The sequence below is a fragment of the Rhodococcus sp. OK611 genome (assembly GCF_003050885.1).
GTDB classification, from domain to species: Bacteria; Actinomycetota; Actinomycetes; order Mycobacteriales; family Mycobacteriaceae; genus Rhodococcus_G; species Rhodococcus_G oryzae.
The window spans coordinates 123,940-150,784 of record NZ_QAOZ01000015.1 but is presented as its reverse complement, the minus strand read 5'-3'; the positions used below and the strand labels follow the sequence as shown (position 1 = coordinate 150,784).

31 protein-coding genes, 2 tRNA genes and 1 other RNA gene are annotated in these 26,845 nt (G+C 68.9%); 17 read left to right on the top strand and 17 right to left on the bottom strand.

Annotated features, from left to right (window positions below):
• Positions 1–69 precede the first annotated feature (69 nt).
• A complete protein-coding gene (locus C8K38_RS19760) occupies positions 70–669 on the top strand; it encodes a putative glycolipid-binding domain-containing protein (protein ID WP_077043172.1) in 600 nt (199 codons plus the stop codon).
• Positions 670–693: 24 nt separating this feature from the next.
• On the opposite strand, the gene C8K38_RS19755 is transcribed toward C8K38_RS19760, so the two are convergent.
• Positions 694–1,689, bottom strand: coding sequence for a prephenate dehydrogenase (locus C8K38_RS19755; RefSeq protein WP_097213108.1), 996 nt, complete (start codon positions 1,687–1,689; stop codon positions 694–696).
• Between the two features lie 48 nt (positions 1,690–1,737).
• Between C8K38_RS19755 and C8K38_RS19750 the strand changes: the two genes are divergently transcribed.
• The 5 genes from C8K38_RS19750 (at position 1,738) to C8K38_RS26930 (ending at position 4,110) form a co-directional block, all read left to right on the top strand.
• Positions 1,738–2,277, top strand: coding sequence for a tRNA adenosine deaminase-associated protein (locus C8K38_RS19750; RefSeq protein ID WP_077043983.1), 540 nt, complete (start codon positions 1,738–1,740; stop codon positions 2,275–2,277).
• A complete protein-coding gene (locus tag C8K38_RS19745; protein WP_257017623.1) occupies positions 2,278–2,751 on the top strand; it encodes a nucleoside deaminase in 474 nt (157 codons plus the stop codon). It begins immediately after the preceding gene.
• Positions 2,752–2,816: 65 nt separating this feature from the next.
• A tRNA-Ser gene (locus C8K38_RS19740) sits at positions 2,817–2,907 on the top strand.
• A 193-nt stretch (positions 2,908–3,100) separates the two neighbouring features.
• Positions 3,101–3,610, top strand: a complete 510-nt coding sequence (locus C8K38_RS19735) for an ImmA/IrrE family metallo-endopeptidase (protein WP_179800637.1) — start codon at positions 3,101–3,103, stop codon at positions 3,608–3,610.
• Positions 3,607–4,110, top strand: a complete 504-nt coding sequence (locus tag C8K38_RS26930) for a hypothetical protein (RefSeq protein WP_143548495.1) — start codon at positions 3,607–3,609, stop codon at positions 4,108–4,110. Before C8K38_RS19735 ends, C8K38_RS26930 begins: the two co-directional genes overlap by 4 nt.
• 16 nt (positions 4,111–4,126) lie before the next feature.
• Here C8K38_RS26930 and C8K38_RS19730 read toward each other — a convergent pair whose 3' ends face one another.
• Positions 4,127–4,711 carry a TetR/AcrR family transcriptional regulator gene (locus C8K38_RS19730; protein ID WP_257017622.1) on the bottom strand — a complete coding sequence of 195 codons (585 nt, stop codon included), beginning with the start codon at positions 4,709–4,711 and terminating at the stop codon, positions 4,127–4,129.
• Between the two features lie 110 nt (positions 4,712–4,821).
• On the opposite strand from C8K38_RS19730, the gene C8K38_RS19725 reads away from it, so the two are divergent.
• Together C8K38_RS19725 and C8K38_RS19720 are read left to right on the top strand one after the other, a co-directional pair.
• Complete coding sequence (locus tag C8K38_RS19725) at positions 4,822–5,313, top strand: SRPBCC family protein (protein ID WP_097213105.1); 492 nt, start codon at positions 4,822–4,824, stop codon at positions 5,311–5,313.
• A gap of 40 nt (positions 5,314–5,353) precedes the next feature.
• A complete protein-coding gene (locus tag C8K38_RS19720; RefSeq protein ID WP_097213104.1) occupies positions 5,354–6,040 on the top strand; it encodes a YceI family protein in 687 nt (228 codons plus the stop codon).
• Here C8K38_RS19720 and C8K38_RS19715 read toward each other — a convergent pair.
• Positions 6,021–6,413 carry a hypothetical protein gene (locus tag C8K38_RS19715; protein ID WP_097213103.1) on the bottom strand — a complete coding sequence of 131 codons (393 nt, stop codon included), beginning with the start codon at positions 6,411–6,413 and terminating at the stop codon, positions 6,021–6,023. The two genes, C8K38_RS19720 and C8K38_RS19715, sit on opposite strands and share 20 nt — an antisense overlap.
• 33 nt (positions 6,414–6,446) lie before the next feature.
• On the opposite strand from C8K38_RS19715, the gene C8K38_RS19710 reads away from it, so the two are divergent.
• The gene (locus tag C8K38_RS19710) at positions 6,447–7,232 is read left to right on the top strand and encodes an AraC family transcriptional regulator (protein WP_257017621.1); all 786 of its coding nucleotides are present in this window, start codon (positions 6,447–6,449) and stop codon (positions 7,230–7,232) included.
• A 5-nt stretch (positions 7,233–7,237) separates the two neighbouring features.
• On the opposite strand, the gene C8K38_RS19705 is transcribed toward C8K38_RS19710, so the two are convergent.
• On the bottom strand, positions 7,238–8,200 hold the full coding sequence (locus C8K38_RS19705) for an esterase/lipase family protein (RefSeq protein ID WP_257017620.1): 963 nt from the start codon (positions 8,198–8,200) through the stop codon (positions 7,238–7,240).
• Between the two features lie 82 nt (positions 8,201–8,282).
• Positions 8,283–9,182, bottom strand: coding sequence for a sterol desaturase family protein (locus C8K38_RS19700; RefSeq protein ID WP_097213101.1), 900 nt, complete (start codon positions 9,180–9,182; stop codon positions 8,283–8,285).
• 91 nt (positions 9,183–9,273) lie between these two features.
• Between C8K38_RS19700 and C8K38_RS19695 the strand changes: the two genes are divergently transcribed.
• Positions 9,274–9,738, top strand: coding sequence for a hypothetical protein (locus C8K38_RS19695; protein ID WP_143548494.1), 465 nt, complete (start codon positions 9,274–9,276; stop codon positions 9,736–9,738).
• Between the two features lie 80 nt (positions 9,739–9,818).
• Here C8K38_RS19695 and C8K38_RS19690 read toward each other — a convergent pair whose 3' ends face one another.
• A complete protein-coding gene (locus tag C8K38_RS19690) occupies positions 9,819–11,981 on the bottom strand; it encodes an MMPL family transporter (protein WP_097213099.1) in 2,163 nt (720 codons plus the stop codon).
• A 162-nt stretch (positions 11,982–12,143) separates the two neighbouring features.
• Here C8K38_RS19690 and C8K38_RS19685 point away from each other — a divergent pair, with 162 nt between their 5' ends.
• Positions 12,144–12,695, top strand: coding sequence for a TetR/AcrR family transcriptional regulator (locus tag C8K38_RS19685; protein WP_097213098.1), 552 nt, complete (start codon positions 12,144–12,146; stop codon positions 12,693–12,695).
• A gap of 29 nt (positions 12,696–12,724) precedes the next feature.
• Here the strand turns inward: C8K38_RS19685 and C8K38_RS19680 are convergent, their stop codons facing one another.
• Complete coding sequence (locus tag C8K38_RS19680) at positions 12,725–13,843, bottom strand: LLM class flavin-dependent oxidoreductase (RefSeq protein ID WP_097213097.1); 1,119 nt, start codon at positions 13,841–13,843, stop codon at positions 12,725–12,727.
• Between the two features lie 95 nt (positions 13,844–13,938).
• Complete coding sequence (locus C8K38_RS28130; RefSeq protein WP_354578830.1) at positions 13,939–14,013, bottom strand: putative leader peptide; 75 nt, start codon at positions 14,011–14,013, stop codon at positions 13,939–13,941.
• A gap of 110 nt (positions 14,014–14,123) precedes the next feature.
• Here C8K38_RS28130 and C8K38_RS19675 point away from each other — a divergent pair, with 110 nt between their 5' ends.
• From C8K38_RS19675 to tgt, 4 genes are all read left to right on the top strand, one after another.
• Entirely contained in the window at positions 14,124–14,579 is a 456-nt protein-coding gene (locus C8K38_RS19675) for an RrF2 family transcriptional regulator (protein WP_097213152.1), read from the top strand.
• Between the two features lie 61 nt (positions 14,580–14,640).
• Positions 14,641–16,374: an ABC transporter ATP-binding protein gene (locus tag C8K38_RS19670; RefSeq protein WP_097213096.1), complete on the top strand. Its 1,734-nt coding sequence runs from the start codon at positions 14,641–14,643 to the stop codon at positions 16,372–16,374.
• A gap of 5 nt (positions 16,375–16,379) precedes the next feature.
• Positions 16,380–18,296, top strand: coding sequence for an ABC transporter ATP-binding protein (locus C8K38_RS19665; RefSeq protein ID WP_097213151.1), 1,917 nt, complete (start codon positions 16,380–16,382; stop codon positions 18,294–18,296).
• A 9-nt stretch (positions 18,297–18,305) separates the two neighbouring features.
• A complete protein-coding gene (gene tgt, locus C8K38_RS19660) occupies positions 18,306–19,550 on the top strand; it encodes a tRNA guanosine(34) transglycosylase Tgt (protein ID WP_097213095.1) in 1,245 nt (414 codons plus the stop codon).
• Here tgt and C8K38_RS19655 read toward each other — a convergent pair.
• Entirely contained in the window at positions 19,547–20,146 is a 600-nt protein-coding gene (locus tag C8K38_RS19655) for a TetR/AcrR family transcriptional regulator (RefSeq protein ID WP_257017619.1), read from the bottom strand. The genes tgt and C8K38_RS19655 overlap by 4 nt on opposite strands.
• Before the next feature lie 124 nt (positions 20,147–20,270).
• Here C8K38_RS19655 and C8K38_RS19650 point away from each other — a divergent pair, with 124 nt between their 5' ends.
• Complete coding sequence (locus tag C8K38_RS19650) at positions 20,271–21,113, top strand: NAD(P)H-binding protein (protein ID WP_097213150.1); 843 nt, start codon at positions 20,271–20,273, stop codon at positions 21,111–21,113.
• A gap of 4 nt (positions 21,114–21,117) precedes the next feature.
• Here the strand turns inward: C8K38_RS19650 and C8K38_RS19645 are convergent, their stop codons facing one another.
• From C8K38_RS19645 to C8K38_RS19620, 8 genes are all read right to left on the bottom strand, one after another.
• The gene (locus tag C8K38_RS19645) at positions 21,118–21,852 is read right to left on the bottom strand and encodes a queuosine precursor transporter (RefSeq protein ID WP_306455745.1); all 735 of its coding nucleotides are present in this window, start codon (positions 21,850–21,852) and stop codon (positions 21,118–21,120) included.
• 100 nt (positions 21,853–21,952) lie between these two features.
• Positions 21,953–22,993, bottom strand: coding sequence for a hypothetical protein (locus C8K38_RS19640; protein WP_097213092.1), 1,041 nt, complete (start codon positions 22,991–22,993; stop codon positions 21,953–21,955).
• 89 nt (positions 22,994–23,082) lie between these two features.
• Positions 23,083–23,604 (bottom strand): RDD family protein, encoded by a 522-nt coding sequence (locus C8K38_RS19635; protein WP_097213091.1) that lies wholly within the window; start codon positions 23,602–23,604, stop codon positions 23,083–23,085.
• 137 nt (positions 23,605–23,741) lie between these two features.
• The gene (gene gluQRS, locus C8K38_RS19630; RefSeq protein WP_373560278.1) at positions 23,742–24,686 is read right to left on the bottom strand and encodes a tRNA glutamyl-Q(34) synthetase GluQRS; all 945 of its coding nucleotides are present in this window, start codon (positions 24,684–24,686) and stop codon (positions 23,742–23,744) included.
• A 357-nt stretch (positions 24,687–25,043) separates the two neighbouring features.
• Complete coding sequence (locus C8K38_RS27815) at positions 25,044–25,172, bottom strand: hypothetical protein (protein WP_257017617.1); 129 nt, start codon at positions 25,170–25,172, stop codon at positions 25,044–25,046.
• A 357-nt stretch (positions 25,173–25,529) separates the two neighbouring features.
• Positions 25,530–25,652, bottom strand: coding sequence for a hypothetical protein (locus C8K38_RS27810; RefSeq protein ID WP_257017616.1), 123 nt, complete (start codon positions 25,650–25,652; stop codon positions 25,530–25,532).
• A 199-nt stretch (positions 25,653–25,851) separates the two neighbouring features.
• Positions 25,852–26,409 (bottom strand): TIGR03086 family metal-binding protein, encoded by a 558-nt coding sequence (locus tag C8K38_RS19625; protein WP_097213089.1) that lies wholly within the window; start codon positions 26,407–26,409, stop codon positions 25,852–25,854.
• A 108-nt stretch (positions 26,410–26,517) separates the two neighbouring features.
• Positions 26,518–26,605 (bottom strand) — tRNA-Ser (locus tag C8K38_RS19620).
• A 106-nt stretch (positions 26,606–26,711) separates the two neighbouring features.
• Between C8K38_RS19620 and ffs the strand changes: the two genes are divergently transcribed.
• An RNA gene (gene ffs / locus C8K38_RS19615) (signal recognition particle sRNA small type) lies at positions 26,712–26,806 on the top strand.
• Positions 26,807–26,845: the final 39 nt, after the last annotated feature.

Sequence of the window (26,845 nt, the reverse complement as noted above, 5' to 3'; positions counted from 1 at the left end):
GCACATCCGCGACCCGCGAGGTTCCGCGCCACCGCTGCCCGAAGGCCCCACGTCGCTTACCGTAGTCAGGTGACCAATCCAGCTCAGGGCGCCGCGGCCACCGAATCGGTCTGGCCGGCGGTCCTCACGTGGCGGGCCCACACCGCTCCTCGGATGGAGTCGGTTCGTGTGCAGCTCGTCGGTAACCGGATCAAGGCGGCCGGCCGGATCATCGGTGGTCAGTGCGCCGAGCACCCGGCGTTCAGCGCGTCCTACGACCTGGTCACCGACGAGAACGGGGTGACCCGCAGGCTCTCGCTGCGGACCAGCCTGGCGTCGGGTGAGCGGCAGGTCTCGATCAGCCGGGACTCGGAGGGCAACTGGATGGTCGAGAACGGGACCAACCCCAAGCGATCCACCTTCGGCGGCGCGCTGGACGTCGACGTGGTGCTCAGCCCGTTCTTCAACACCCTGCCGATCCGGCGGCTGGGCATGCACACCGACTCCGAGGACATCCAGGTCCCGGTCGTGTACGTGTACCTGCCCGACCTGAGCGTGCAGGAGGCGAGCCTGACCTACAGCAGCGGCTCGGACGGCATCCACGTGCTCTCGCCGGTGTCGAGCTCCTCGGTCACCATCGACCGCGACGGCTTCATCCTCGACTACCAGGGCCTGGCCGAGCGGATCTGAGGCGGCTACGCCGCCTGTGCGTGGTTACCGAGTCCCTGCACTCACGAAGCGCGCACGGGCGCGCAGCGCCCCACCCCGGCGGCCGGCGTCGCGCATCCGTTCCACCCAGCCGTCCGCGCCGACCGCGACGTCGGTGATCTCCCAGCGGTCCAGGTTCTCGTAGCGCAGGCGCGCGGCGTGGCCCGCCGTCACCAGGGTCTCCGTGCTGCCGGTGTCCGCGAGGGCGTCGCGGGCGTCGGTCAGCAGCCGCAGTGCCTCGTCCAGCGCGACGATCAGCGCGCCCGAGTTCGCCTCGCACATCGCGCGCACCAGCTCCGGCGCGGTGCCCGCGACCCGGGTGCCGTCCCGGAACGAGCCCGCCGCCAGCCCGAGCGCCAGGTCGCCGCCTGCCGCCGCGGTCACCGCCAGCGCCTCCGCCAGCAGGTGCGGCAGGTGCGAGATGCGGGCGGCCGCCGCGTCGTGCTCGTCGGCGGCGGCCGGCACCACCACCGAGCCGCAGTCCACGGCCAGCGCGGCCACCTGGCCCCACACCACGGGGTCGACGCCGTCGTCGGTGCCGACCACCCACACCGCGTCGCGGAACAGGGCGACGTCGCCCGCCGCCCAGCCCGACTGCGAGGTCCCCGCCATCGGGTGCCCCCCGACGAACCTGGCGCCGAGGCCGTGCCCACGCACCGCGTCGAGGACCGCCCGCTTCACGCTGACCACGTCGGTGAGCGCGCAGTCGGGGGCGTGTGCGGCGACCGCGCCGAGCACGGCGTCGAGGGCCGGGACGGGCACCGCGACGACGATCAGCGCGCCGGACCGCTCGGCCCGGTGCAGCACCGCCTCGATGTCGGTGTCGGCGTCGTATCCGTCGGCGCGGGCGTCCTCGACGGCGCCGGCGGAGCGGTTGTAGCCCCACGCCGTCCGACCCGCGGCGACGGCGGCCCGCAGCACCGAACCGCCGATCAGTCCGAGCCCGAGAACGCACACCGGCGGGTCAGTCGCTTCATCAGACACCCGGATAGGTTGGCACATTTGCCAGCGGACTTCAGTTACCGGCGCCCGGCGGACTACGGTGACGGCATGGCAGCTCAGCGCGCGCGTGACAACAGCGCCCCCTCGGACCAGTTCGAGGATCTCGATGGCTTCGGCGTCGCGGTTGTCCTCGACGACGGCAAGTGGAAGTGCACGGCGCTGACCTCGGCCGCACTGAACAGTCTCGAGGCCGCGGAGACCGAGCTGCGCGAGATGCGGAGCTCCGGCGCCGTGTTCGGCCTGCTCGACATCGACGACGAGTTCTTCGTCATCCTCCGGCCTGCGCCGTCGGGCACCCGGCTGCTGCTCTCGGACGCCACCGCCGCGCTCGACTACGACATCGCCTCCGATGTGCTCGACGCGCTCAACATCGAGACCCCTGACCTCGACCCCGACGAGCTCGACGACGTCGACCCGTGGGAGGAGGGCGACCTCAGCCTGCTCGCGGACCTCGGCCTGCCGGAGCCGGTGCTCGGGGTGATCCTCGCCGAGACCGAGCTGTACCCCGACGAGCAGCTGGGCATGATCGCGCAGCGGCTCGGCTTCGCCACCGAACTCTCCTCGGTGCTCGACACCCTGCCCCGGTAGATGTCGCTGCCCAGCGGGGCGAGGGACCGCGACGAGGCGATGATCCGGGCCGCGATCGCCGCAGCCTCCGCCGCGGACTCCGCGGATGTCCCGGTCGGCGCCGTGGTCTTCGACGCGAACGGCGTCGAGCTGGCCAGGGCCGCGAACGCCCGCGAGGCCAATGCCGACCCGACCGCGCACGCCGAGATCCTGGCGCTGCGCGCGGCCGCCCTGGTGCATGGCGACGGCTGGCGGCTGGAGGGCGCGACCCTGGCGGTGACCCTGGAACCGTGCACGATGTGCGCGGGGGCGCTGGTGCTGGCCCGGATCGAGAAGGTCGTGTTCGGGGCGTGGGAGCCCAAGACCGGGGCCGTCGGGTCGCTGTGGGACGTGGTCCGCGACCGCAGGCTCACCCATCGCCCACAGGTGCGCGGCGGCGTGCTGGAGGACGAGTGCGCGGCGCTGCTGGAGGGCTTCTTCCGCGAGCAGCGCTGATCGCGCGGAGGTCCCGGTCAGCGGCCGATTTAGCGCCAGGCCCGGAGTCGGGTAAAGTCACCGGCGGTGGCGTGTCCGAGCGGCCTAAGGAGCACGCCTCGAAAGCGTGTGACGGGTAACCCCCGTCCGAGGGTTCAAATCCCTCCGCCACCGCCAAGGACCCTCACCTGCTCACGCAGGTGAGGGTCCTTTTTGCCATCAGAGGCGTCGCCACGTGCGACACACGCCGAGCGGCCCGAGGGCACGAGTTCACGCGTCATGGATGGTGGGTACAGTCCAACCTGCCCGGCAGGCCAGGTCATGGATACCCGCCCCTTGGCGCGAGCGAACCCAGCGATCGGAGGTGGACATGGCAACCGCGACTGCGAAGGACGCTGCCCGCAAACTGCGAATGCAGTACTGGAACGACGGCATGGGCAACATTGCCTTCCCGATCGATCCCTGGGAGATTGCCGAGCGCCTCGGTATCGCGGTTCGGCCCGCGATGCTGGACAACAACCTGGCTGGATTCATTGTCCGGGAGCAGGCAGACGGCCCGACCGAGATCTATGTGAACGAATCCGATCACCCGGTACGTCAACGGTTTACCCTCGCGCACGAGATCGGCCACTACATTCGGCACCAAGACGACCCCGAGCCGATGGGGTTCGTCGACGAGCGGGCCGAGCTCGCCTCATCAGGAACAGACTCCGAGGAGATCTGGGCAAACCAGTTCGCCGCCGAATTGTTGATGCCTGCGGCGATCGTGAAGAAATGGTGGGCTGAGGGCTTGTCGATCGGTGATCTGCGACGGAAGTTCAACGTGTCGACTCCCGCGATGAACAATCGCCTGGCCGGCCTGGGATTGCTCGGACGGTGACCGGGGATGGAACTGCCGTCGATCAAAGTCAGGTCGGCGCCAAATTGGCGCGCGCGACCAGGTTGGAAGAGCTCCACAAGCGACAGGTAGCTGTAGAGGAGCCTTCAGGCGCCCGTGCCGGCGACACTGATGCGGCGAATGCGCCCGCTGAATCCGATGGTGGCTCGGAATCTGGAGAGCAATCGGAGCGAGATGAGGACTCGAACAGTGCTCTCCTCGCGGCAGAGCTGCGCATACGGACTCTGAAGGCGAAGAACCGCGAGCAGGACATCAAGCTTCGCAAGCGCCTCGCACTCTGGTCGACCATCTTTGTCGGAGCGCAACTCCTCATGTCGAACGTGTTCTTCGGGGTGTATCTCTTCGTAAACCGGGAGAACCCCGATTCCCAGGTGATGATCGCGTGGCTGACCGCCTCGGTCGTGGAGGTCATCGGCATCCTGCTGGTCATCGCACGAAGTCTGTTCCCGGTCAAGAACGGGAACGGGCAGGGCTCCAGCTAGCGGGTTCTCGCTGCGGTCACCGCCGGGCCGCGTCCACCGCCGTGTCGATCAGCCCGGACAGCTCGGCGCCGACGCGGTCGAGTGCCTGCACGCTGCGCTGCGCCCTCGCCACGAGCAGTGCCCCCTCGATGGCGGTGACGGCGGTGGTCGCAAGGGACTCGGCGCGGGCCGCGGGCACACCCCGCTGGGCGAGGGCCGTCGCGATGGCCTCCTCCCAGGCGGTGAAGCTCTCGCCTGCGATCTCCCGCACGGCCGCGAAGTCCCCGCTCTCCAGCGCGCCCGCGGCCACCGGGCAGCCCGACCGGAAATCCGAGTCCAGCAGCTGCCGGCGGAACATGCCGATGAGCCGCGCCAGGGTCTCGGACGGTCCGCCCTGCGCGAGGCTCGACTCGATCAGCGTCTCCATCAGGCCGCCCGCCGTGCGGGTGGCCTCCTCGGCCAGCTGGGTCTTCCCGCCGGGGAAGTGGTGGTAGATCGACCCGCGCGGGGCCTCGGCGCGCTCGATGACGTCGGCGAAGGAGGTCGCGTCGATGCCCCGCTCACGGAAGAGGGCGATGGCGCTCGTGAGCATCCGGTCGCGGGCGGTGGGGCGTTGTGTCACGTGCTCGTTCTCCCTTGCTGCCTATGTCGGTCAGCATAGTTCGGTACTGTCGGCCCTCGAGACATGTCGCGCGACACAATCGGCGGGCCCTCGAGCGAAAGCGAGCGACCATGTACTGGTTCGATCTCGACCCGATCGACGACTCCTACTTCGAGACCGCGGATTTCGTCTACACCTACGGCATGGATCTGCGTGCGGGGGCGGACGAGGTGTGGCGGGGCCTGACCGGCGCCGAGCCGCTGTCGTGGTGCCGGCTGCTCGACGTGCACTACACCTCGGTGGCCCCGCACAGCACGGCGACGACCAGGGTCGCCAAGGTGGCGGGCGGCTTCATGCAGCTGCGCGAGCAGTTCTTCGTCTGGGACAAGGAGCAACGGCGGCACGCGTTCTACGTGGAACAGGCCAACGTCCCGCTGTTCCGATCGTTCGCCGAGGACTACCGGGTCGAGCCGACGCCGACGGGTTGCCGATTCGTCTGGACCTTCGCCTTCACCGCGCGCCGCGGCTTCGGGGTCCCGGTCCGGCTCGCGCTGCCGGTGAACAAGGCGCTGTTCGCGAGCTTCGCCCGGGACACCCGCAAGCACTTCGGCGCGGTGAACTGACACCCTGCGGAGCGCGTGGGAGGTCAGTACTGTCCCCGACATGAGCAGACGCTGGTGGGTACTCGGGGGGATCGCGGTCGTCGCGGTGCTCGCCCTCGTCGTGGGGCCGTGGGTGTACGGCACCTGGATCGCCGAGGACGATGCGCCCGCCGCCTCGGTGTCGACCTCCGGCACCGAGCCCGCGACGGGGGAGGTGAACGGGCAGTGGGTGGTCTACGCAGGCCTCCCGCCGAACGAGACCGCGGCCGGCTACACGGTGCACGAGATCCTCAACGGCGCCAGCGTCACGGTGGTCGGCTCCACCGGGGAGGTGAGCGGCTCGGCGACCGTCGAGGCCGAGAAGCTGACGGCAGGCGAGATCACCGTGCAGGTCGCGTCCATCGCCACCGACGACTCTCGGCGCGACGGGCAGTTCGACGGCAGGGTGATGTCGGCCGACGAATTCCCCACCGCCACCTTCGTCCTCGACGGACCCGTTGACCTGTCCGGCCTGCCGGTCGACGGCACCAGCGGAACGGTCACCGCGACCGGAACCCTCACGATCAAGGGGGAGGCGCGGCCGGTCACCGCCGACGTCGAGGTGCTCCGGTCGGGCGATGCGCTGGTGGCCTCCGGCAGCATCCCGGTCACGTGGACCGATTTCGGTGTGCAGCCCCCGTCGCTGGGCTTCGTCACGGTCGACGGGTCCGGGACCGTCGACTTCCTGGTCAGCCTGCGGCGGGCCTGAGCGAACGGGACCCGAGGCCAACCGCGACGGCCAGCGCCGCCAGCGCGCCCACGTCCACGGCCCGCACCCGCGACGACTGCGGGTTCGTCGGTCCCACCGCCGCGGTCAGCGCGATGTAGCTGCCCATGCTCGTCGCGGCGGCGGCGACGGTGGGGACCCGGATCGACGGCACGAACGTGCCCGCCAGCAGTCCGCCGCCGACGATCGCCAGCAGCGCAGCGCGGTGGCGCAGCAGCAGTTCCAGGTCGGCGTCGCCCACCCGCACGCCGTAGAGGGACTCGACCCGTGACGCCGAGAGCGCCGCGGCGCCGGGTGCCAGGTTGACCAGTCCGACGCCGACCAACAATGCCCGTGCGATCCGATCGGCCCACATGGTTGCCCCTTTCGTGGTGGTTGTTGTGTCAGCATGGCGGTTGTGGACCGGTCGCCGCTTCCAGAAACGTGCGCTGTCACCGCGGCGCCCGCGCTGTGGGTCGGCTACGGGCACGCCGTCTATCTCGGGCCCTCGCTGCGGCTGGACCCGCACTCGACGGCGGTGTACTGCCTGGCGGTCGGCGTGGACGCGCCGCTGATCCTGCGGGTGGACGGGAGCGCCGACGTGATGCACCGATCGGTGCTCGTACCGCCGCGGACGAGGCACCAGATCGTCGCGACGGGGGAGCGAATGTTGTTCTGCTACTTCGATCCCGGCTCGGCGCGGGCGGGCGGGTGCCTCGAGCGGATGGCGGCGGCGGAGGGCGTCTTCGGGATCGGGCACCGGGCCGAAGCGGAGTTGATCGGCCTCTGCTCCGGCCCGGTCCTCGACGCAGGCCGCATCCTGGACGCGGCGTCCGGCCCGGTCCACGGGCCGGACGACGAGCGGATCGGCGGGGTGATCCGGACGATCCGCGCGCAGCCGGGCGCGCCGGTCACCGCGGCGGAGTTCGCCCGCGACACGCACCTGTCGACGCCGTACTTCCTCCGGCTGTTCGCCACGGAGACCGGGACCAGCTTCCGCCGCTACCGGCTGTGGGCCCGGATGCTGCACGTCGCGACGGCGGTGTCGAAGGGCTCGGACCTCACCCGCGCCGCCGTCGACGCCGGCTTCGCGAGCCCCTCCCATTTCAGCGACGCCTTCCATCGGATGTTCGGTCTGACCGCGACCACGCTGCTGAGCGGCGGGGCCGCGATCGCGGTCGAGGGCGGCAGCTGAACCTCCTACTTCACGTTCGGGAAGAACGGGTCGACGGGGAAACAGGGCACCGGCGTCTGGTGATCCGGATCGAGGGCATTGAGCACGAACCGCCAGGCCCTTTCGCTGTAGAGCGACGAGAGGTGTTCGGACCTGTCCGCCTCGCAGCCGTCCTGCAGCAGGACGTTCGTGACGTTCGCGCCCGTGAGGAACTGCTCGGTGTAGGGGGTGACCACCTCGTCGTACTCGGTCACGATCGTCGTGTACCGGACACCGGGCCTGGTGTCACCGTTGCCGTAGGTCTGCGCCATCAGGTCGGAACCCAATGCCTGCTGGGTGAGGGCCGGGGTGAGCCCGGTGACCACGTCGTAGAGGGTGCGGCCCACCGGCGGGACGAGGCTGCGGACATAGACGCCCCCGCTGAGCGTGGTGCCGTGGGCGCTCGGCGAGATCCCGATCTGCTTGTCCACCTTCCGATCTCCGCCGAGGGCGGTGAGGTAGTAGTGCGAGAGCACACCGCCGCCCTGGGAGTGGCCGACGAGGTCCACCTTCGCTGCGCCGGTGGCCGCGAGCACCCGATCGACGGTGCCGGACAGCACCCGCGCCGATTCGCGGATGTCGCCGAGCGCCTGGACGGGGATCTCCGACACCCAGACGGGGTTGCCGAAGTTGAACGTGTAGACGCAGTACCCGTTGTTGCGCAGGTAGGGCGCGCCTGCCTGCCACGCGGTCGCCTGCGTCGCGAAGGTCGGGTTCACCAGCACCACCGGGTTCGGGTGGGCGGCGGACGGGCGGCAGGACGGGTCGTTCGCGCCTGGCGGCACCACCTCGGGGAAGGGCAGGGCTCGGAGCCCGGCACCGAGGTCGAAGGGGACGGGGAGCGGACCGCTCGCCGGTTCGGCCGCCGCGGCGCCGGTCCCGGCTGTGACGGCGGCCAGGAGGCCGATCAGCGCCATGCCCGCCCGCAGACCTCGATCTCGGATTGCCATCGGTTCCCCCCGTCGCCACATTCTTACTTTTGAGTAAGTTAACACGTGAAGTGTGACGCGGGCCATCCTCCTGGCGGTGCGGTCATGGCGCCCATCCCGGCGGGCCGAACACATACCCGAACCGCTCCCGCCACGACCCGGCGGCCCGAACGTCGCGGCCGATGGCGGCGTACTCGTGTCCCTGCAGGGTGACGATGTTGTGGGTGCGCACCGGCGTGGTCAGCCCGTAGGTGGGGCGATGCGTCTCGGGAGTGAAGGTGCCGAACATGCGGTCCCAGACGATGAGGATGCCCGCGTAGTTCTTGTCGAGGTACTCGGGGTCGCAGCCGTGATGCACCCGGTGGTGCGACGGCGTGTTGAACACCAACTCGAACGGCCGGGGCAGCCGGTCCACCCGCTCGGTGTGCACGAAGAACTGGTACACCAGGTTGATCGAGAACCCGACGAACACCATCCACGGCGGGATCCCGATGAGCGGCAACGGGATCCACATCAGGATCTCGCCGCTGTTGTTCCACTTCTGTCGCAGCGCGGTGGCGAAGTTGAAGTACTCACTGGAATGGTGCGCCTGGTGGGTTGCCCACACGATCCGGGTGCGGTGGGCGATCCGGTGGTACCAGTAGAACAACAGGTCGACGCCCACGATCAGGATCACCCAGGTGTACCAGGCGTCTACCGGCAGGTGCCACGGCGCCAGGTACGCGTAGATGGCCGTATACCCGACCAGGGCGAGCGCCTTCCACGCCGCGCTGGTCAGCACGGACACCGCGCCCATCGAGATGCTGGTCTGCGCGTCCACGGCGTCGTAGCCGCCGCGCGGGGGATGGGCCCGCCCGTCCGCGCCGAGTTCGGGCGCGGCGAGGTACCGCGCCGCCGCCCATTCCAGGGCGAGGAACAGGACGAAGAAGGGAATGGCGAACGCGACCGGGTCGCGCAGCGGCGCCGGCAGCGAGTTCCACCATTCCGGCAGGGATTCCCACATGTAGAGCAGTGTGACCTGCGATACGGGACGCTGTCACCGGATGTTCACCCCCCGTGATGCGGGAGCCGACATTTGCATCCACAATGACCGGGTGAAACGCACTGTGACCGCCCTCGCACTCGGGGCCACTCTCCTTCTTGCCGGCTGCAGCTCCGAGGACACCTCGTCCGCGGCTGAGGCCTCCGCCGCTCCCACCGCAACCTGCCCCGGCGACGCCAACGCCGACGATCCCACCGCGACCGTGATCGCGAAGTCCGCGACGTTGCCCTCCGGCGTCACCGTCGACGGTGCCGTCACCAAGCTGAACAGCGGACAGACCCCGTCGACCGTGGATCTCACGGTCCGGGTCTGCGCGAGCGACCTCGACGGCGACGCGCTCAAGGACACCGCCTCCGCGATCGCCGTGACCGCCAAGCCGTCTCTGCTCGGTTCCATGATCGGGGTGCTGACCGTCACGGAGGTCGGCGGAGACTCCGTCCACACGACCAACTTCCAGGCCGAGAACTGGGATCCGGCGCAGCCGGCCGACAGCCACCGGGCCGCCTGGACCAGCTAGTCCCTTCGACAACGAGCAGGGCCCGCCCTTTCCGTGATGACGGAAAGGGCGGGCCCTCTGTCGTTTTCGGCCCGGTGGGGTCAGACCCGCGCGGGCTCCAGGTTCTCCTCGGGACGGCCGTGTTCGGTGACGGCGTCACCGTGGCCCGGCCACCAGGCCTTGTGGCCCAGCAGTGCGGTGATCGAGGGCACCAGGAACATCGACATCACAAACGACGAGAGCAGGATGCCCAGCGCCACCGCGAAGCCCATCTCGGTCATCATGGCGATGCCGGACAGCATCATCGACCCGAAGGTGCCTGCGAGGATGATGCCGGCCGCGCCGACGGAGGGCCCGCCGTGCTCGATTGCCAATCGGGCTGCCTCCCTGGGGCTTCGGCCTTCCCTCGCCTCCTCGCGGAGTCGGGCGATCATCAGGATGTTGTAGTCCGTTCCGATCGCCACCACGAACAGATACAGCATGATCGGCAGCGAGAACGAGATGCCGGGACGATCACCGACCACGCTGAACAGGAACGCCGTCGCGCCCATGGTGGAGAAGAACACCAGCACCACTGAGGCCATCAGGTAGAGCGGCGCCACCAGCGAACGCAGCAGCAGACCCAGGATCAGCGCGATCAGCACGCCTGCGACCGGGAAGATCACCGACAGGTCGCGGTTGTTCGCGTCGCGGATGTCCGTGAACGCCGCGGTCGGCCCGCCGACCAGCACCTCGGTGCCCTCCGGTGCGGCCGCGTGCGCTGCCTCGCGCAGCGGGTCGACCGCGTCGAGCGCCTCGTTGGACTGCGGGCTGTACTCCAGCAGCAGGTTGATCTGCGCGGTGCTGCCGTCCTTGGAGATCAGTCCGAGGTCGCCCTGTTCGTTCGCGGGCATGGCGCCGCCGATGCCGGTGGAGGTGGTCAGTTCCTTCGCCACCCGCTCCACCTCGGCCGGGTCGAGCGGGGAGCCGTCCGTGGAGTGTAGGTACACCAGCGTCGGGTTGAGTGCGCCCGCCGGGAACCCGGACTGCAGGTCCTTGATGCCGCGCGCCGACTCGGTGGTGGACGGCAGCTGGCCGAGCTGGTCGTAGTCCGTCTTGAAGCCGAACATGCCAAGCGCCATCACGACCAGCAGCCCGCCGGAGACGAGTGCGACCACGCCGGGGCGGCGGCCGGTGAACGCGCCGAGCTTGGCGAAGACGGTGCCCTTGGGCTCCTTCTGCCACGACTTCGACGGCCAGAACACCTTGGTGCCGATCAGCGACACGATCGCGGGGATCAGCGTCAGCGACGCGAGCGCCATGATGCCGACGCCGATGGCCAGGCCGGGGCCGAGGCTGCGGAACGCGCCGAAGATCGCGAGCAGCAGCGCGCAGAACGCCACGATGATCGCGCCCGCCGCGGAGGCGATGACCTCGCCGACCCGCTCGACCGCATGGATCAGCGCGGTGGTCTTCTCCTCGCCCGCCCGCAGCCGCTCACGGAAGCGGAACAACAGGAACAGGATGTAGTCGGTGCCGACGCCGAACAGCACGACGGTCAGGATGATCTGCAGCGACTGGTCGACCTGCAGGCCGGTGCCCTTCGCGACCAGGGCGATGATGCCGGGCGCGATGGATGAGACGATGCCGACCGAAACGATCGGCAGCAGGGCCGCGACGGGGCTGCGGTAGATGACCAGCAGCAGCCCGATGATCAGCAGGACCGTGACGATGCCGATGATCGCCTCGGCGTTCTTGAACGCCTCCTCGTTGTCGACCATGAGGGCGGCGTCACCGGTGACGGACATCCGCAGGCCGCTGTCCGCGAGCGTCTCGCCGCCGATCTTGCGGATCTCCTTGACCGCCTCGCCGACCGGCTTCTCGTCGGGCATGCCCTGGAGTCCGACGCTGACCAGCTGGACTTCCTTGTTCTCCGCGAGCGCCTGCGGTCCGGTCTCGGCGACGACGACCCGATCGATATCGGTCGCGTTGATCGAACCGGCCAGGCCCTCAACCTTGGCCTGGTCCTCCGCCGACAGCGGCTGCCCGTCCTCGCGCTTGATCACGATGGTCGCCGTGGCGTCCTCGGATTTCCCGAACTGCTCCTCGGCGAGGTGCTGTGCCTGAATGGACTCGTAGGTGTCCGGCAGGAAGCCGGACTGCTCCTTGTTGAGCACGTCGGTCAGCGTGGGCGCGAGCGCCACGACCGCGACGGCGGCGATGATCCACGCCGCAATGATTTTCCATGGATTGTGTACAACGAATCGAGCAAGTTTCCCGAACATGTGCCCCTCCACACCGCGTTCTGCAAGTTTGCCTACCGTGCGGTAGGTAGACTACGCACCCATTCGGGCCACCGACAACTGGAATGATTCGTCGCCGCGCTGCGCGGGGCCTTAGGGTGCCGTTGTGTTCGGACCGGACCGGAGGAAGAGAGGTGGTCGACGATGGGCGCGCGAGATACCAGGTCGGCCATCAGGGAGGCCGCGCTTCGGCAGTTCATCGCCAAGGGCGTCGAGCAGACCAGCCTGAGGGAGATCGCCGACGAGGTCGGTATCACCAAGGCCTCGCTCTACTACCACTACGCCTCCAAGGCCGACCTGCTGCTGGCCATCGTGACCCCGATCCTGTTCGTCATGCGTGACGTCGCCGACGTGCTCGATCAGGCGCCGCACACCGCGGACGGCATCCGGGAGGTGTTGCGCCGCTACCTGATCGGGCTGCTCAACCACCGCGCGGAGGGGTCGCTGTTCGTCCGGGACGCCTCCGCGATGACCGCCACCCTCGGCCCGATCCTGCCCGAGCTGATCGAGATCAACCGGCGGATCAACATCTGGTTGGCGGGCCCGGACGCCGCCACGGAGTCCACGATCCGCGCGGTCGCGGCGCTGGAGGTGCTCAACACGGCGCTGTCGGCGAACGCGGCGGTGCCGCAGGCCGACGACGAGGAGCTCTTGCGGGTGCTGCTCGACGCGGCGATGGGCGTGCTGCGGCTGTAGATCCGGTCGGCCGCAGACGCCCGCCCGGCTCACGCCGGGATCAGCGCCCGCTCACCCGCCAGCAGGCCCCGGCGCGCCAGGATCGGCCGCACCCCCTCGCCGAACCAGTACGCCTCCTCCAGGTGCGGGTACCCGGAGAGCACGAATTCGTCCAGCCCCAGCGAGTGGTACTCCTCGATCCGGTCCGCGACCTCCTCGTGGCTGCCGACCAGCGCGGTGCCCGCCCCGCCGCGGACCAGCCCGACGCCGGCCCACAGGTTCGGGGAGATCTCCAGCGACGCGGTGCTGCCGCCGTGCAGGGCCGCCATCCGCCGCTGTCCCTCCGACTCGGACCGTGCGAACCGGGCGCTGGCCTCGGCGACCGCGGTCGGGTCGAGGCCGGCGAGCATCGTGTCGGCGACGTCCCACGCCTGCCTCGAGGTGTCGCGGGTGATCACGTGCAGCCGGATGCCGAACCGGATGGTGCGCCCGGCACGTTCGGCGTGCTCGCGGACCGCGGCGATCTTCGCGGCCACCTGCGCAGGCGGCTCGCCCCAGGTGAGGTACACGTCGGCGTGACCCGCCGCCACCGGCAGGGCCGCCGCGGAGGAGCCGCCGAAGTAGATGGGCGGCACCGGGTTCGGCGGCGCCGAGGTGGTCGCGCCGACCAGCTTGTAGTGCTCGCCGTCGAAGTCGAACGGGGCCTCGCCCCACGTCCCGCGCAGGGCCTGCAGGAACTCGGCGGTGCGAGCGTAGCGCTGGTCCTTGGTCAGCCAGTCGCCGTAACTCCGCTGCTCCTGTGAGTCGCCCCCGGTCACCACGTTGAGCAGCAGTCGCCCGCCGGACAGGCGCTGGTAGCTGGCGGCCATCTGCGCGGCCAGCGTCGGCGAGATGACCCCGGGCCGGAACGCGACGAGGAACTTGAGCCGCTCGGTCAGCGGGATCAGGGCGGCGGTGGTCAGCCAGGCGTCCTCGCAGTGCGTCCCGGTGGGGGTGAGCACGCCGGTGAACCCGGACTGCTCGGCGGCGCGGGCGACCTGGGTCAGGTACTCGAGGGTCGGGGCCCGGTTCCCGGCGGTCCTGGGATCGGAGGTTGAGGAGTTCGAGTTGTCCACGATGCCGCGGCCGTCGCCGGCGGTGGGCAGGAACCAGTGCAGGTCGATGCTCATGAAGGGTGCTCCGAGATGTCAGTACGGCGGGCGTGTGCGCGCCGGTCGACGAGCCGTTGGGGCCAGGTCGTGGGAGGGGGGAGCGGGGCGGATCGCTACTGACAGAGCGCGGCGGCAACGCGCAGGAGGTCGACGTGGCGTCGCACCGTGAGCGCAGGGTTGCCGGACATGCGTCCAGGCTGGCAGTGGCGTGCGTGGCCTGTCAACTGCGCTTGCCCGATTTTATACCGCGATGGTAGGAATCAACCGCCGGACGGACCGGCCAGGCGAGGGGGCTGCCGTGCACATCACCGCGAAGGTGGACTACGCCGTGCGCACCCTGGTCGAACTGGCCGCGGCGGGGGAGGCGCTCGCGAAGGCGGAGTACCTCGCGAACGCGCAGACGATCCCGCACAAGTTCCTCGAGGCCGTCCTCGGTGACCTGCGCCGGGCAGGCATGGTGCACAGCAGGCGGGGCCCGGACGGCGGGTACTGGCTGGCCCGGCCCGCCGCCGAGATCACCGTCGCCGACGTGATCCGGGCCGTGGAGGGCCCGCTGGCGTCGGTGCGGGGCCAGCGCCCCGAGGAGGTCCACTACGACGGGCCCGCCGCCCCGCTGCTCGACGTGTGGATCGCGGTGCGGGTGAACCTGAGGGCCGTCCTGGAGGGTGTCAGTATCGCGGACATCGCCTGCGGCCGGCTGCCCGGATTCGTCGAGCGGCTCACCGCCGACCCGGAGGCATGGCGGAGGCGCTGAGCTGCGGGTTCGCCCGGTGTATCCCGCCGAGTCACGCGGTCGATTGGTAGCCTCGAAGCCTATGTTGTACTCACTGCTGCGCACCTACCTGCGCCCATACGGTGGTGACCTGGCGGGTGTCGTTGCGCTCCAGTTGATCTCGACCCTGACCACGCTGTATCTGCCGAGCCTCAACGCCGAGATCATCGACAACGGCGTCGCCAAGGGCGATACGGCTGTGGTGCTCTCCACCGGCGGCACGATGCTGCTCATCACGTGCCTGCAGGTCGCGTGCAGCATCGGCGCCGTGTACTTCGGCGCCCGCGCCGCGATGGGCATGGGTCGTGACCTGCGCGGCGCGGTCGTGCACCAGGTCGGCCGGTTCTCCGCGCGCGAGGTCGGCTACTTCGGGGCGCCCTCCCTGATCACCCGCAGCACGAACGACGTCCAGCAGATTCAGATGGTGGTGGTGATCAGCTGCACCATCCTGGTGGCGGCGCCGATCATGGGCATCGGCGGCATCGTCATGTCGATCCGTCAGTCGCAGGGCCTGGCCTGGGTGCTCGCCGTCGCGGTCCCGCTGCTCGGCCTGGCGATGTACCTGGTGATCTCGAAGATGGTGCCGCAGTTCCGGCTGATGCAGTCGCGGATCGACGCCATCAACCGGGTCCTGCGCGAGCAGATCACCGGCATCCGGGTGGTCCGGGCGTTCGTCCGCGAATCGCACGAGATGCGGCGTTTCGGCGCGGCCAACGAGGACCTGGCAGGCACCGCGTTGCGGGTCGGCAAGCTGATGGCGCTGATGCTCCCGATGGTGATGCTCATCGCGAACATCACCAGCGTCGCGGTGCTCTGGCTCGGCGGCCACCTCATCGACCAGGGCTCCATGCAGATCGGCTCGCTCACCGCGGTGCTCTCCTACATCATGCAGATCCTGATGGCGGTGATGATGGTGACCGTCATCGCCGTGATCCTGCCGCGCGCCTCGGTGTGTGCCGAGCGGCTCACCGAGGTCCTCGACACCGAGCCGTCGGTGCAGGCCTCGCCGAAGCCGCTCACCAGCTGGCGCGAGCGCGGCATCGTCGAGATGCGCGGCGCGACCTTCGCCTTCCCCGGCGCCGAGGCGCCGGTGCTGCGGAACGTCAGCTTCCTGGCCGAACCCGGGATGACCACCGCCATCATCGGTGGCACCGGATCCGGCAAGTCCACCCTGCTCAACCTGATCCCGCGGCTGATAGACGTCACCGGCGGCGAGGTCCGCGTCGGGGCCGCGGACGTCCGGGTCATCGACCCCGACCAGCTGCGTTCCTCGATCGGCCTGGTCCCGCAGAAGCCGTACCTGTTCTCCGGGACGGTGGCCAGCAACCTGCGGTACGGCAGGCCGGACGCGACGGACGCCCAGCTGTGGCGATGTCTGGAGATCGCGCAGGCCGCCGACTTCGTCCGGGCCATGCCGGGGGGCCTCGAGTCCCCGATCGCGCAGGGCGGCGCCACCGTCTCCGGCGGACAGCGGCAGCGGCTGGCGATCGCCAGGGCCCTGGTCAGGGAACCGGAGATCTACCTGTTCGACGACTCGTTCTCCGCGCTGGACCTGAGCACCGACGCCCGGCTGCGGGCCGCGTTGGCGCCGGTCACCCGGGACGCCTGCGTGATCATCGTCGCGCAGCGGGTCTCGACGATCATCGAGGCCGACCAGATCATCGTGCTCGAGGACGGTGCCATCGTGGGGATCGGCACCCACGCCGAGCTCGTGGACCGTTGTCAGACCTACGCGGAGATCGTCGCGTCCCAGCTCGCCGCGCAGGCGGCGTCGTGAGCGCCATGCGCGGCCCGATGGCCGCCGCGGGCCCGCCGTCGAAGAAGCCGATGGACTTCGGTCCGTCCGCGAGGCGTCTGCTCAAACGACTGTCCCCGGACAAGTTCGCGGTCGGACTGGTGCTCGTACTGGCGGCGATGAGCGTGGTGCTCAGCGTGGTGGCCCCGAAGATCCTCGGGCACGCCACCAACATCATCTTCGACGGTGTCGTCGGCAGGCAGCTGCCCGCGGGCCTCACCAAGGACCAGGCCGTCGACGAGTTGCGGGCACAGGGGCAGAACACCTTCGCGGACATGGTGTCCTCGATGGACGTGGTGCCCGGCACCGGGATCGACTTCGGCGCGCTCGGCCGGGTGCTCGCCGTCGTGCTCGTGATCTACCTGGCGGCCTCGCTGTTCAGCTGGGTGCAGGGCTACGTGCTCAACATCGTGGTGCAGCGCACCATCATGCGGCTGCGCGCGGACGTCGAGGAGAAGATCCACCGGCTGCCGTTGCGCTACTTCGACACCAACCCCCGCGGCGACCTGCTCAGCCGCGTCACCAACGACATCGACAACATCGCCCAGACCGTCCAGCAGACGATCAGCCAGCTGCTGACGTCCGTGCTCTCGGTGATCGGCATCCTGGCCATGATGCTGTGGATCTCGCCGCTGCTGGCGATGGTCGCGGTGGCGACCGTGCCGCTGTCGGTGCTGGCGACCACGCTGATCGCGAAGCGGTCGCAGAAGCACTTCGTGGCGCAGTGGACCACCACGGGCGCGCTGAACGCGCAGATCGAGGAGTCCTTCACCGGGCACGAGCTGGTGACCGCGTTCGGCCGCCAGCGCGAGGTCGGGGCCGCCTTCGACGAGCGGAACGAGCAGCTCTACCAGTCCGGTTTCCAGGCGCAGTTCATCTCGGGCATGGTGATGCCCGCGATCAACTTCCTCGGCAACCTCAACTACGTGGCCGTCGCGGTGGTTGGCGGCATGCGGGTGGCGTCCGGGTCGATGAGCCTCGGCGACGTGCAGGCCTTCATCCAGTACTCGCGTCAGTTCACCCAGCCGCTCACCCAGATCGGCGCCATGACCAACCTGATGCAGTCCGGCGTCGCGTCCGCCGAGCGGGTCTTCGCACTACTCGACGAGGACGAGCAGTCGCCGGACCCCGCGTCGCCCGCCACGCCGCTGGTCCGCCGCGGTCACGTCGAGTTCGAGAACGTGTCGTTCCGCTACAAGGAGGAGCAGCCGCTCATCGAGAACCTGTCGCTGACCGCCGAGCCGGGACACATGGTGGCGATCGTGGGTCCGACCGGGGCAGGCAAGACCACCCTGGTGAACCTGATCATGCGGTTCTACGAGGTGGACTCGGGGCGAATCAGGTTGGACGGCACCGACATCACCACCATGTCGCGCGACGACCTGCGGTCCCGCATCGGGATGGTGCTGCAGGACACCTGGTTGTTCGGCGGCACCATCCGGGAGAACATCGCCTACGGCCACCCCGACGCCACCGAGGCGCAGATTCGCGAGGCGGCCCGGATGAGTTACGTGGACCGTTTCGTGCATTCGCTCCCCGCGGGATACGACACCGTCATCGACGAGGAGGGCGGCAATGTCAGCGCGGGCGAGAAGCAGCTCATCACGATCGCGCGGGCGTTCCTCTCGCAACCGTCGATCCTGATCCTCGACGAGGCCACCAGTTCGGTGGACACCCGCACCGAGCTTCTCGTCCAGCACGCCACCGCGGCGCTGCGCAGCGACCGGACGAGTTTCGTCATCGCGCACCGACTCTCGACCATCCGCGACGCACACCTGATCGTGGTGATGGAGGAGGGCCACATCGTCGAGCAGGGCACCCACGAGGAACTGCTCGCCCGGCGCGGGGCGTACTTCGAGCTCTACAACAGCCAGTTCGTCGGACCGGCCGAGGCGGCCGTGTGAACGGGCTGATTGGATGACACGGTGAGCCAACCCTTCTTCACCCTCGGTACCCGGCTGCCCGGCCGCCTGGGCCGGACCGGCACCATCCACACTCCGCACGGTGAGATCCAGACCCCGGCGTTCATCGCGGTCGGGACCAACGCCACCGTCAAGGCGGTGCTGCCGGAGACGATGAAAGAACTTGGCACGCAGGCTGTTCTGGCGAATGCGTATCACCTGTACCTACAGCCTGGGCCGGACATCGTGGACGGAGCGGGCGGCCTGGGCCGGTTCATGAACTGGCCGGGCCCGACGTTCACCGACAGCGGCGGATTCCAGGTGATGTCGCTGGGCGTCGGCTTCAAGAAGGTGCTCTCGATGGACTCCGTCGGGGTCCAGTCCGACGATGTGATCGCCGTCGGCAAGGAGCGCCTCGCGCATGTCGACGACGACGGGGTGACGTTCAAGTCGCACCGGGACGGCTCCCGGCACCGGTTCACGCCGGAGATCTCGATGAGCATCCAGCACCGGCTCGGCGCGGACATCATCTTCGCGTTCGACGAGTTGACCACCCTGTTCAACACCCGTGGCTACCAGGAGGAGTCGGTCGAACGCACGCAGGCGTGGGCGGTGCGGTGCATCGCCGAGCACGAACGTCTGACCGCCGAGCGCAGCCACCGCCCGTACCAGGCGCTGTTCGGCGTCGTGCAGGGCGCGCAGTACGAGGACCTGCGCAGGCAGGCCTGCCGGGGGCTGGAGTCGATCGTCGGCGAGAGCGGCACCGGCTTCGACGGCTACGGGATCGGCGGGGCGCTGGAAAAGCAGAACCTCGGGACCATCGTGCGGTGGTGCAACGAGGAGCTGCCCGAACACAAGCCGCGGCACCTGCTGGGCATCAGCGAGCCGGACGACCTGTTCGTCGCCATCGAGAACGGGGCCGACACCTTCGACTGCGTGAATCCGTCACGGGTGGCGCGAAATGCCGCGATTTACACGACCACCGGACGGTTCAACATCAACACGAGCCGTTTCCGGCGCGATTACAACCCGATCGACGACGAGTGCGACTGCTATACCTGCAAGAACTATTCGAGGGCGTATCTGCACCACCTGTTCAAATCGAAAGAAATGCTGTCGTCGACGCTCGCGACCATTCACAACGAACGATTCACCATCCGGTTGGTGGACCGGATCCGGGAGAGCATCGAGGGCGGCTACTTCGACGATCTGAAGTCGGAGACTCTCGGACGGTTCTACGCCACCAGCCGCGTCTAGCCCGGCGTGCTCGCTCCGGCGAGCGAGTCGATCCAGCGTTCCAGGCGGAGGCCCTCGGCTGCCATGAGCTCGGGGTCCCGGAACGTATTGGTGAGCAGGGAAATGCCCTGGTAGGCGGCGATCAGGGCGACCGCGAGCTCACGGGAGTCGTCGCGGCCCATCGACCGGAACTGCTGCTCGGCCCAGTCGACCAGGTGACGCATGACCTCGGCGGCGTCGCGGTCCAGGCCATCGGTGCGTTTGTCGAGTTCCGATGACAGGGTCCCGAACGGGCAGCCGAATCGCGCGGCGACCTCACGCTGTTCCGTCCATCCACGCACCAGCGCATTGAGGCGCTCCTGCGGAGTGGGGTGCGCATCGAGCGCGGCGATCAACGCCTCGAGGCGCTGCGCGTGCGCGCCGATCGCCGCCCCGACCAGCTCGTCCTTGGTCTTGAAGTAGTAGTACACGTTGCCAACCGGGACGTCGGCCGCGCGCGCGATGTCGGTGAGGGTTGTCTTCTCCACGCCCTGCTCGTGAAAGACCTGGGCGGCGGCCTCCGCCAGGCGTTCCCGCTTGCCGCGCCGCGGCCCCACGCTCTCCGCTGAGTCAGTCACCTGACTAACTATAGACAGCCGCGTTACCATCGGCTATCTTCAGAGTGAGTTAGTCAACTAACTAACTCACGAGGGGCGTCGTCCGACGCGTGTGACCTCAGGAAACGACGAAGGGGAGCTGTTCATGATCGTGGTAACGGGAGCGACGGGGAACGTGGGCGTGCCGCTGGTGGGGGCCCTGGCCGCGGCGGGTGAGCAGGTCACCGCGGTCTCTCGGGGGTCGGCGGACGCGGTCCCCATCGGGGTCCGGCACCGGCAGGCCGATCTCACCGAACCGGACAGTCTCGGAGCCGCGGTCGAGGGAGCGGAGGCCCTGTTCCTCCTCGTTTCGGGGGAGGTCCTCGCGGCCGACGTCAGCCCGAGCCGGATCCTCGACGTCGCGCGTGCGGGCGGGGTTCGCCGAGTGGTCCTGTTGTCTTCCCAGGTCGCCGGGACCCGGCCGGACTCGCCCTCGCACACGGGACTCAGGGCATTCGAGACCGCGGTCAAGGGGTCGGGCATGGAGTGGACGGTCCTGCGGCCTGCCGGCTTTGCCTCCAACGCGTTCGCATGGGTCGAGACGGTCCGTTCGCACCGTCGGGTCGCCGCGCCGTTCGGCGACGTCGGACTGCCGGACGTCGACCCGGCCGACCTCGCGGAGGCAGCCGCCGTGGTGCTGCGCGAGGCGGGCCACGCCGGCCGTACCTACGTACTCACCGGGCCTGCGCCGGTCTCGCCGCGTCAGCGGTCCGCGGCGATCGGTCAGGCGCTCGGCGAGCCGGTCGGATTCGCCGCGCAGAGCCGCGACGAGGCGAGGGCACAGATGCTGCGGTTCATGCCGGCGCCGGTGGTGGACGGCACGCTCGACGTCCTGGGCGCTCCGACGCCGGTCGAACAGCAGGTCAGTCCGGATCTCGAGGGAATCCTCGGCCGCCCGCCCCGGACCTTCGCCGAGTGGGCGGCGCGAAACGTCGACGCCTTCCGGTGAGTGGTCAGCTCGCGATCACGTACGTCGGTTCGTGCTTCTTGACGTAGGCGATCGCGCGGTAGGTGATCGGCATGACCAGCACCTCGACCAGCGTCTTCCACAGGAAGCCGACGATCAGGTAGTTGAAGAAGTCGCCCCACGTGCTGATCCCGATCGCGCCCGCCGCGATGGCGCAGAAGATCAGGGTGTCGGCGAACTCGCCGACCACGGTCGACCCGATGAGCCGGGCCCACAGGTGCTTCTCCTTGGTGCGCTCCTTGATGGACACCATCACCAGCGAGTTGAGCAACTGGCCGACGAGGTACCCGGCCAGGCCTGCCAGCAGCAGCCGGGGGTACACCCCCACCACTGCCTCGAGGGACGCCTGGTTGACATAGAAGTCTGCGGACGGCAGCTCCAGCAGCAGCCAGAAGCAGGCGGACGCCAGGATCATGGCCCCGAAGCCCAGGTAGATGGCCCGCCGGGTGGCCTTGAAGCCGTACACCTCGCTGAGCACGTCGCCGAGGATGTAGGCCATCGGAAAGAGGAAGAACCCGCCGTCGGTGATGATCGGCAGGATCTGCAGCGGGCCGACGCTCAGCTCGGCACCCGCGAAGAAGGCCACCCCCTTGGTGGCGCAGATATTCGAGATCAGCAACACGGCGGTGAAGAGCGCCACGATCGTGGGGTAGTAGCCGCGACTGACGTGCGCGAAGGTCGCGTGCTCGGGGTTCTTCTCGGCGTGCTCTGACACTGTCACGACGCCATCCAAGCATCACAACGCCGCAGGGCGCGACCTCGACCCTGGTGGGAGGAGCTCGCGCCCTGCGGCGGGTGCGCGGTTTGTCCGGTTGTCCGGATCAGGGGGCGATCGGGCCCCTGACCACCACGCGGTAGGCGTACGTGGAGGCGATGACGGTCAGCGGGATGGTCACCAGCAGGCCGAGACCGCACAGCAGCGCGCCGACGATGTTGATACCGACCAGCGCCAGCGCGAGGAGCAGCAGGGCTCCGACGTTCTGCGAGATGGCGCTGAAGCTCGACTTGATCGCGGTGATCGCGTCCTGGTTCTGGTCGATCACGAACTGCAGCGTCCACCAGGTCAGGAACACGATGATCAGGCCCGGGATGATCAGCAGCACGAAGCCGATCGCGGACAGCACACCGACGATGACGCTGGCGAGGATGATCGCGCCGACGTTGTTGAACTGGAAGAACGAGCCGATCGCCGGCTTGTTGCCGTCCACCTCGTGCAGGGCGCCGCGGATCATGGCCGCCTGGATGAGGTATCCCACGACGGTGGTGACGATGGTGCCGAAGATGCCCCACACCGTGAAGGCCGAGGAGAAGTCGCTCGAGGTGTTCCCGGTGTTGAAGATCAGGCTGAGCGCCACCTCGATGACGGCGGCGATCAGGACGATGCCGATCCAGATCCCGGCGTTGGCCTTGAACTTGTTCCAGGAGTAGCCGAGCGCGTCACCGACCGTGAGCTGCGGGGTGCCGCCGGGGCCGCCGAAGCCGGGGGCCGAGAACGCGTCCGCGCCGTACCCGGGCGGCGGGGGATAGCCGCCTTCGCCCGCGCCGTATCCGGGGGGCGGCGGGTAGCCGCCGGGCATGTTCGGGGTTCCGCCCTGCTGGTATCCGGGCGGGGGCGGGTAACTGCCGGGCTGCGGCGCGCCCTGCTGCGGGTACCCGGGCTGCGGTGCGCCCTGCTGCGGGTATCCGGGCGGGGGCGGGTAGCCACCGGGGGGCGGCGGGTAGCCGCCGGGAGGCGGGGTGGCGCCGGGCTGCGGGTATCCGGGCGGCGGCGGGTACCCGCCGGCAGGCGGATTCTGCGGCGGAATCGGATTGTCCGGGGTGCCCTCGTTGCCAGGCTGGCCGGTCGGTGGGTTTTCGCTCACAGTCTTCCTTCTTTTGTGCGGTTGAGTTGTGGTGCGTCCCGAACTCGAACAACGGCGGGTTCGGGTGAAAATGGTCGTGCGGTGATCGATCAGCCCCTGACGACCTGGGTTCCGCCTGCCAGTTCGTCGTGCTTGCCCTGCTTGGTGGGGCTCGAATTGATGGTCACCGCGATCACGATGACCGCGATCAGGCTCAGCAGCCCGCCGATGAACGGGATGATGTTGAGCAGGTTGAACGCCTCGCGGATGGAGGCCTGCTGAGGGGTCGGGTTGCCGCCGCCGGGGCCGCGCACGCTCAGTCCGAGCATCTTCTTGCCCGGGGTCCAGCCCCTGATGTCGAAGACCACAAAATACGCGAACGTCAGGATGCCCGAGACCAATCCGCTGATGGCGATGTTGTCGGCGACGCCGAAGGCGATCAGCAGGATCCAGGTGACGACTCCGACCAGGATGTAGTCGACGAGCCGCGCGCCGAACCGAACCCCGAGGCTGCCGGGTTCGGCGCCGCCTGGGAATGCGCCCCCCGCCACCTGGTCATCGAATTGCGGCGGAGTCGGGTAGGACGGCTCGCCTGGTTGGTTCTGGTTCTGATCAAATCCACCGGTGGTCATGTTTTCCCCTCGGATGCGGTCTGATTGCTGCCATTCAACGGTGCTCGTCATACACAGTGCTTAGTGACCCTACGTGCGATCCCCATTGCCCGGTACCCTGCCGTTCGCCGAATACGTTTCGATTGCGCAAACATCCATTAAAGATCCGCGAATACCCAGGCGGTTCGCGGGAGCGCGACGGGATCGAAACCTCGAAGTAACTCGTCCAGGCCGGGCTTGTCGCCTGCCTCGGCCATTCCGAGGGAGGTTGCCAGGATTCCCCGCACCTCGTCGGGGGTGCGACCCAGGGCCCGCTGGTCGGCCAGCGTGACGGCGCCGTCGCGTTTGGCCAACCGCTTACCGTCGGAATTGAGTGCCAGCGGGACATGCGCGTAGCGCGGCACGGTCAGCGAGAGCAGCGAGGCCAGGTAGGCCTGCCGCGGCGCGGAGGAGAGCAGGTCGTCCCCGCGTACCACCTGGTCGACGCCCTGCTCCGCGTCGTCGACCACCACGGCCAGGTTGTAGGCCGGGATGCCGTCGCCGCGCCGGAGCACCACGTCGTCGATCGCGCCGGTGTAGCGGCCGTGCAGCTCGTCCTCGATCGCGAATTCGGTGATCTCCGCGCGCAGCCGGATGGCCGGGGGCCTGCCCGAGTCGTGCTTGGCCGCGATCTCGGCTGCGCTCAGGTCGCGGCAGGTACCGGGGTAGTGGCCGTCCGGTCCGTGCGGCGCCGAGACGGCCTGCTGGATTTCTCTTCTGGTGCAGAAACATTCGTAGGTTCGGCCGGCGGCGGTGAGTTCGTCGATGGCGGCGTCGTAGCGCACCAGGCGTTCCGACTGCCGGACGATCGGACCGTCCCAGCCCAGCCCCAGGGCCGCGAGGTCGTCGAGCTGTCGCGTTTCGGCACCCGCCCGCACCCGGTCGAGGTCCTCGATTCGCATCAGGAATCTCCGGCCTGTGGAGCGGGCGAACAGCCACGCCAGCATCGCGGTTCGGAGGTTACCGAGGTGCAGGTCGCCGGACGGGCTCGGGGCGAACCGTCCGGCACCGCTAGCGACTGCTTGCAGGTCGCTCGAAACGGCACCGCTAGCGACTGCTTGCAGGTCGCTCGAAACGGCACCGCTTGCGACTGCTTGCAGGTCGCTCGAAACGGCACCGCTTGCGACTGCTTGCAGGTCGCTCGAAACGGCACCGCTTGCGACTGCTTGCAGGTCGCTCGAAACGGCACCGCTTGCGACTGCTTGCAGGTCGCTCGAAACGGCACCGCTTGCGACTGCTTGCAGGTCGCTCGAAACGGCACCGCTTGCGACTGCTTGCAGGTCGCTCGAAACTGCACCGATCGGGGCCGACTGTGGCATGACGTCAGCCTATCGAGTGGGGTTGCCCGCCAGGAGGGGTCCCGGTGCGCCGTCGGCCCCCGCCCGGACGGACGGGGGCCGAGGCCGCGCAACTGAGGGGGCTCAGCTGCTGAAGGCACCGACCAGGCTGCCGAAGATGCCGCCCGCGCCGGAGAGGACCTCGGAGATGACGTCGATTCCGCTGCTGCCGGTGTCGGCGCCTGCGTCTGCGATCGGGGTGAAGTTTGCCATGGGATTCCTCCAGGAAGTCTGTGTCGTTCGATCTGCATCGCGGACTGTATCGGAGGTTCTGCGGGCGCGCATCCCTTGAAATCGCAGGGTTTCTGTTCGGTTAACGTCGGCCAAAGCTGCGGGAAACAACCTGTGCTGCAACCCTTCCGGAACATGAACAGTTCATGTAGAAGCTGGTCCGAATGGTCGCCGGCAGTCGGAGGTGGCATCCGCCGCGTCGTCCGGGGCGAATGTCGGCAAACCGTCACGGACCATGAAATCAGTTGATGGGCACTACTGTTCATCGTTTCGGACTCGGATACGAAAGGGCCCCGCCCGAAAACTGTTGGGCGGGGCCTATCTTGGGTGGGGCGAACGTCAGCTGATGGTCACGTTGTTCAACGTGTCGAGCACGGCCTTGATCGTGGTGCCGAGGATGCCCTCGATGTCGACGGCGGTCGCGGCGCCGGTGTCGAGTACGGAGCTGCCGTTGTCTGCCATGGTGGTTCCTCCCGAGTGGACTGTGCGCCGACGGCCGACGCATCGCGGACAGTAATGAAGGGTCCCGCGCCGCGCAGTGCGAGCGAAGCGGTCACCGCGTGCGGGCGTCCGCCGCAGGATCGATCGCCGTGGTCACGCGGGTTCCGGCCCGGGCGGCGTCCTTCACACAGTGTCGACCGTCACAGCGCCTCGGGGTGGCTCAGGCCCTCCTGCCGAGCAGGCCGAGGACCCGCGTCTGCTCGTCCGCCTCGGCGGGAACCGCGACCACGGGGCCGCAGACCCCGGGTCCGTGCAGGGCCTCACCCATCCGCTCGGCGAAGCGGGCGAGCATCGCCAGGTCCCCGGGATCGATGGCCGTGTCGGCGCCGGTCGCCTTCGCGATGTCCCAGCCGTGTACCACCAGGTCGAAGGTGTAGAAGGAGCCGAAGGTGTCGGAGACCTTCGCCGTGCCCATCTGCCCCTCGTACTCACGATCGGCGCGCTCGGGATCGTCGAGGATCTCCTGCACGGCGTCGCGGGTCTGTGTCCAGGCCCCGACGGGATCGACAGCGACGTCGGGGACCGCAGGCAGCGTCATGCCCGCCGCGTTGACCGGGTAGGACTGGGTCTCGATGACATGCCCGAGCACGTCCCTGGCGGTCCAGCCCTCGCAGGGGGAGGTGTTGTCCCAGCGGTCGGCGGGCACGGCTTCGACGCGGCGGGTCAGTTCGGCGGCGAGTCGCCGGTAGAGATCGGCGTTGCTGGTCGTGGTGGTCATGGCTCCATGGTGCGACCTGCGCGACGACGCGGTCTTGAAGATTCACGACATCCGTCCTGGCCCCGGATACAACGATGGCCCCCGATCCGGAGATCGGGGGCCATCGTGTGGCGGAGGATAGGGGATTTGAACCCCTGAGGGCGTTAACCCAACCCGCGTTCCAGGCGAGCGCCATAGGCCACTAGGCGAATCCTCCGTGGGCGAGCATACCGGCTAACCCGCCAGGAAATGAAAACGGCCCCCCGATCGGGGCGAAAGCTCGGCCGCCTGTCCGCCCCCGGACGGGCATGGCTACACTCGTGGACGGATCCCGCGCGGCGCGCATCCTGTGAACTCCCCCAGGGCCGGAAGGCAGCAAGGGTCAATGGGCTCTGCCGGGTGCGCGGGGTCCCCTTTATTTTTGCGCACCTCCGACAGTCGCGCCGGTGAAAGGTCT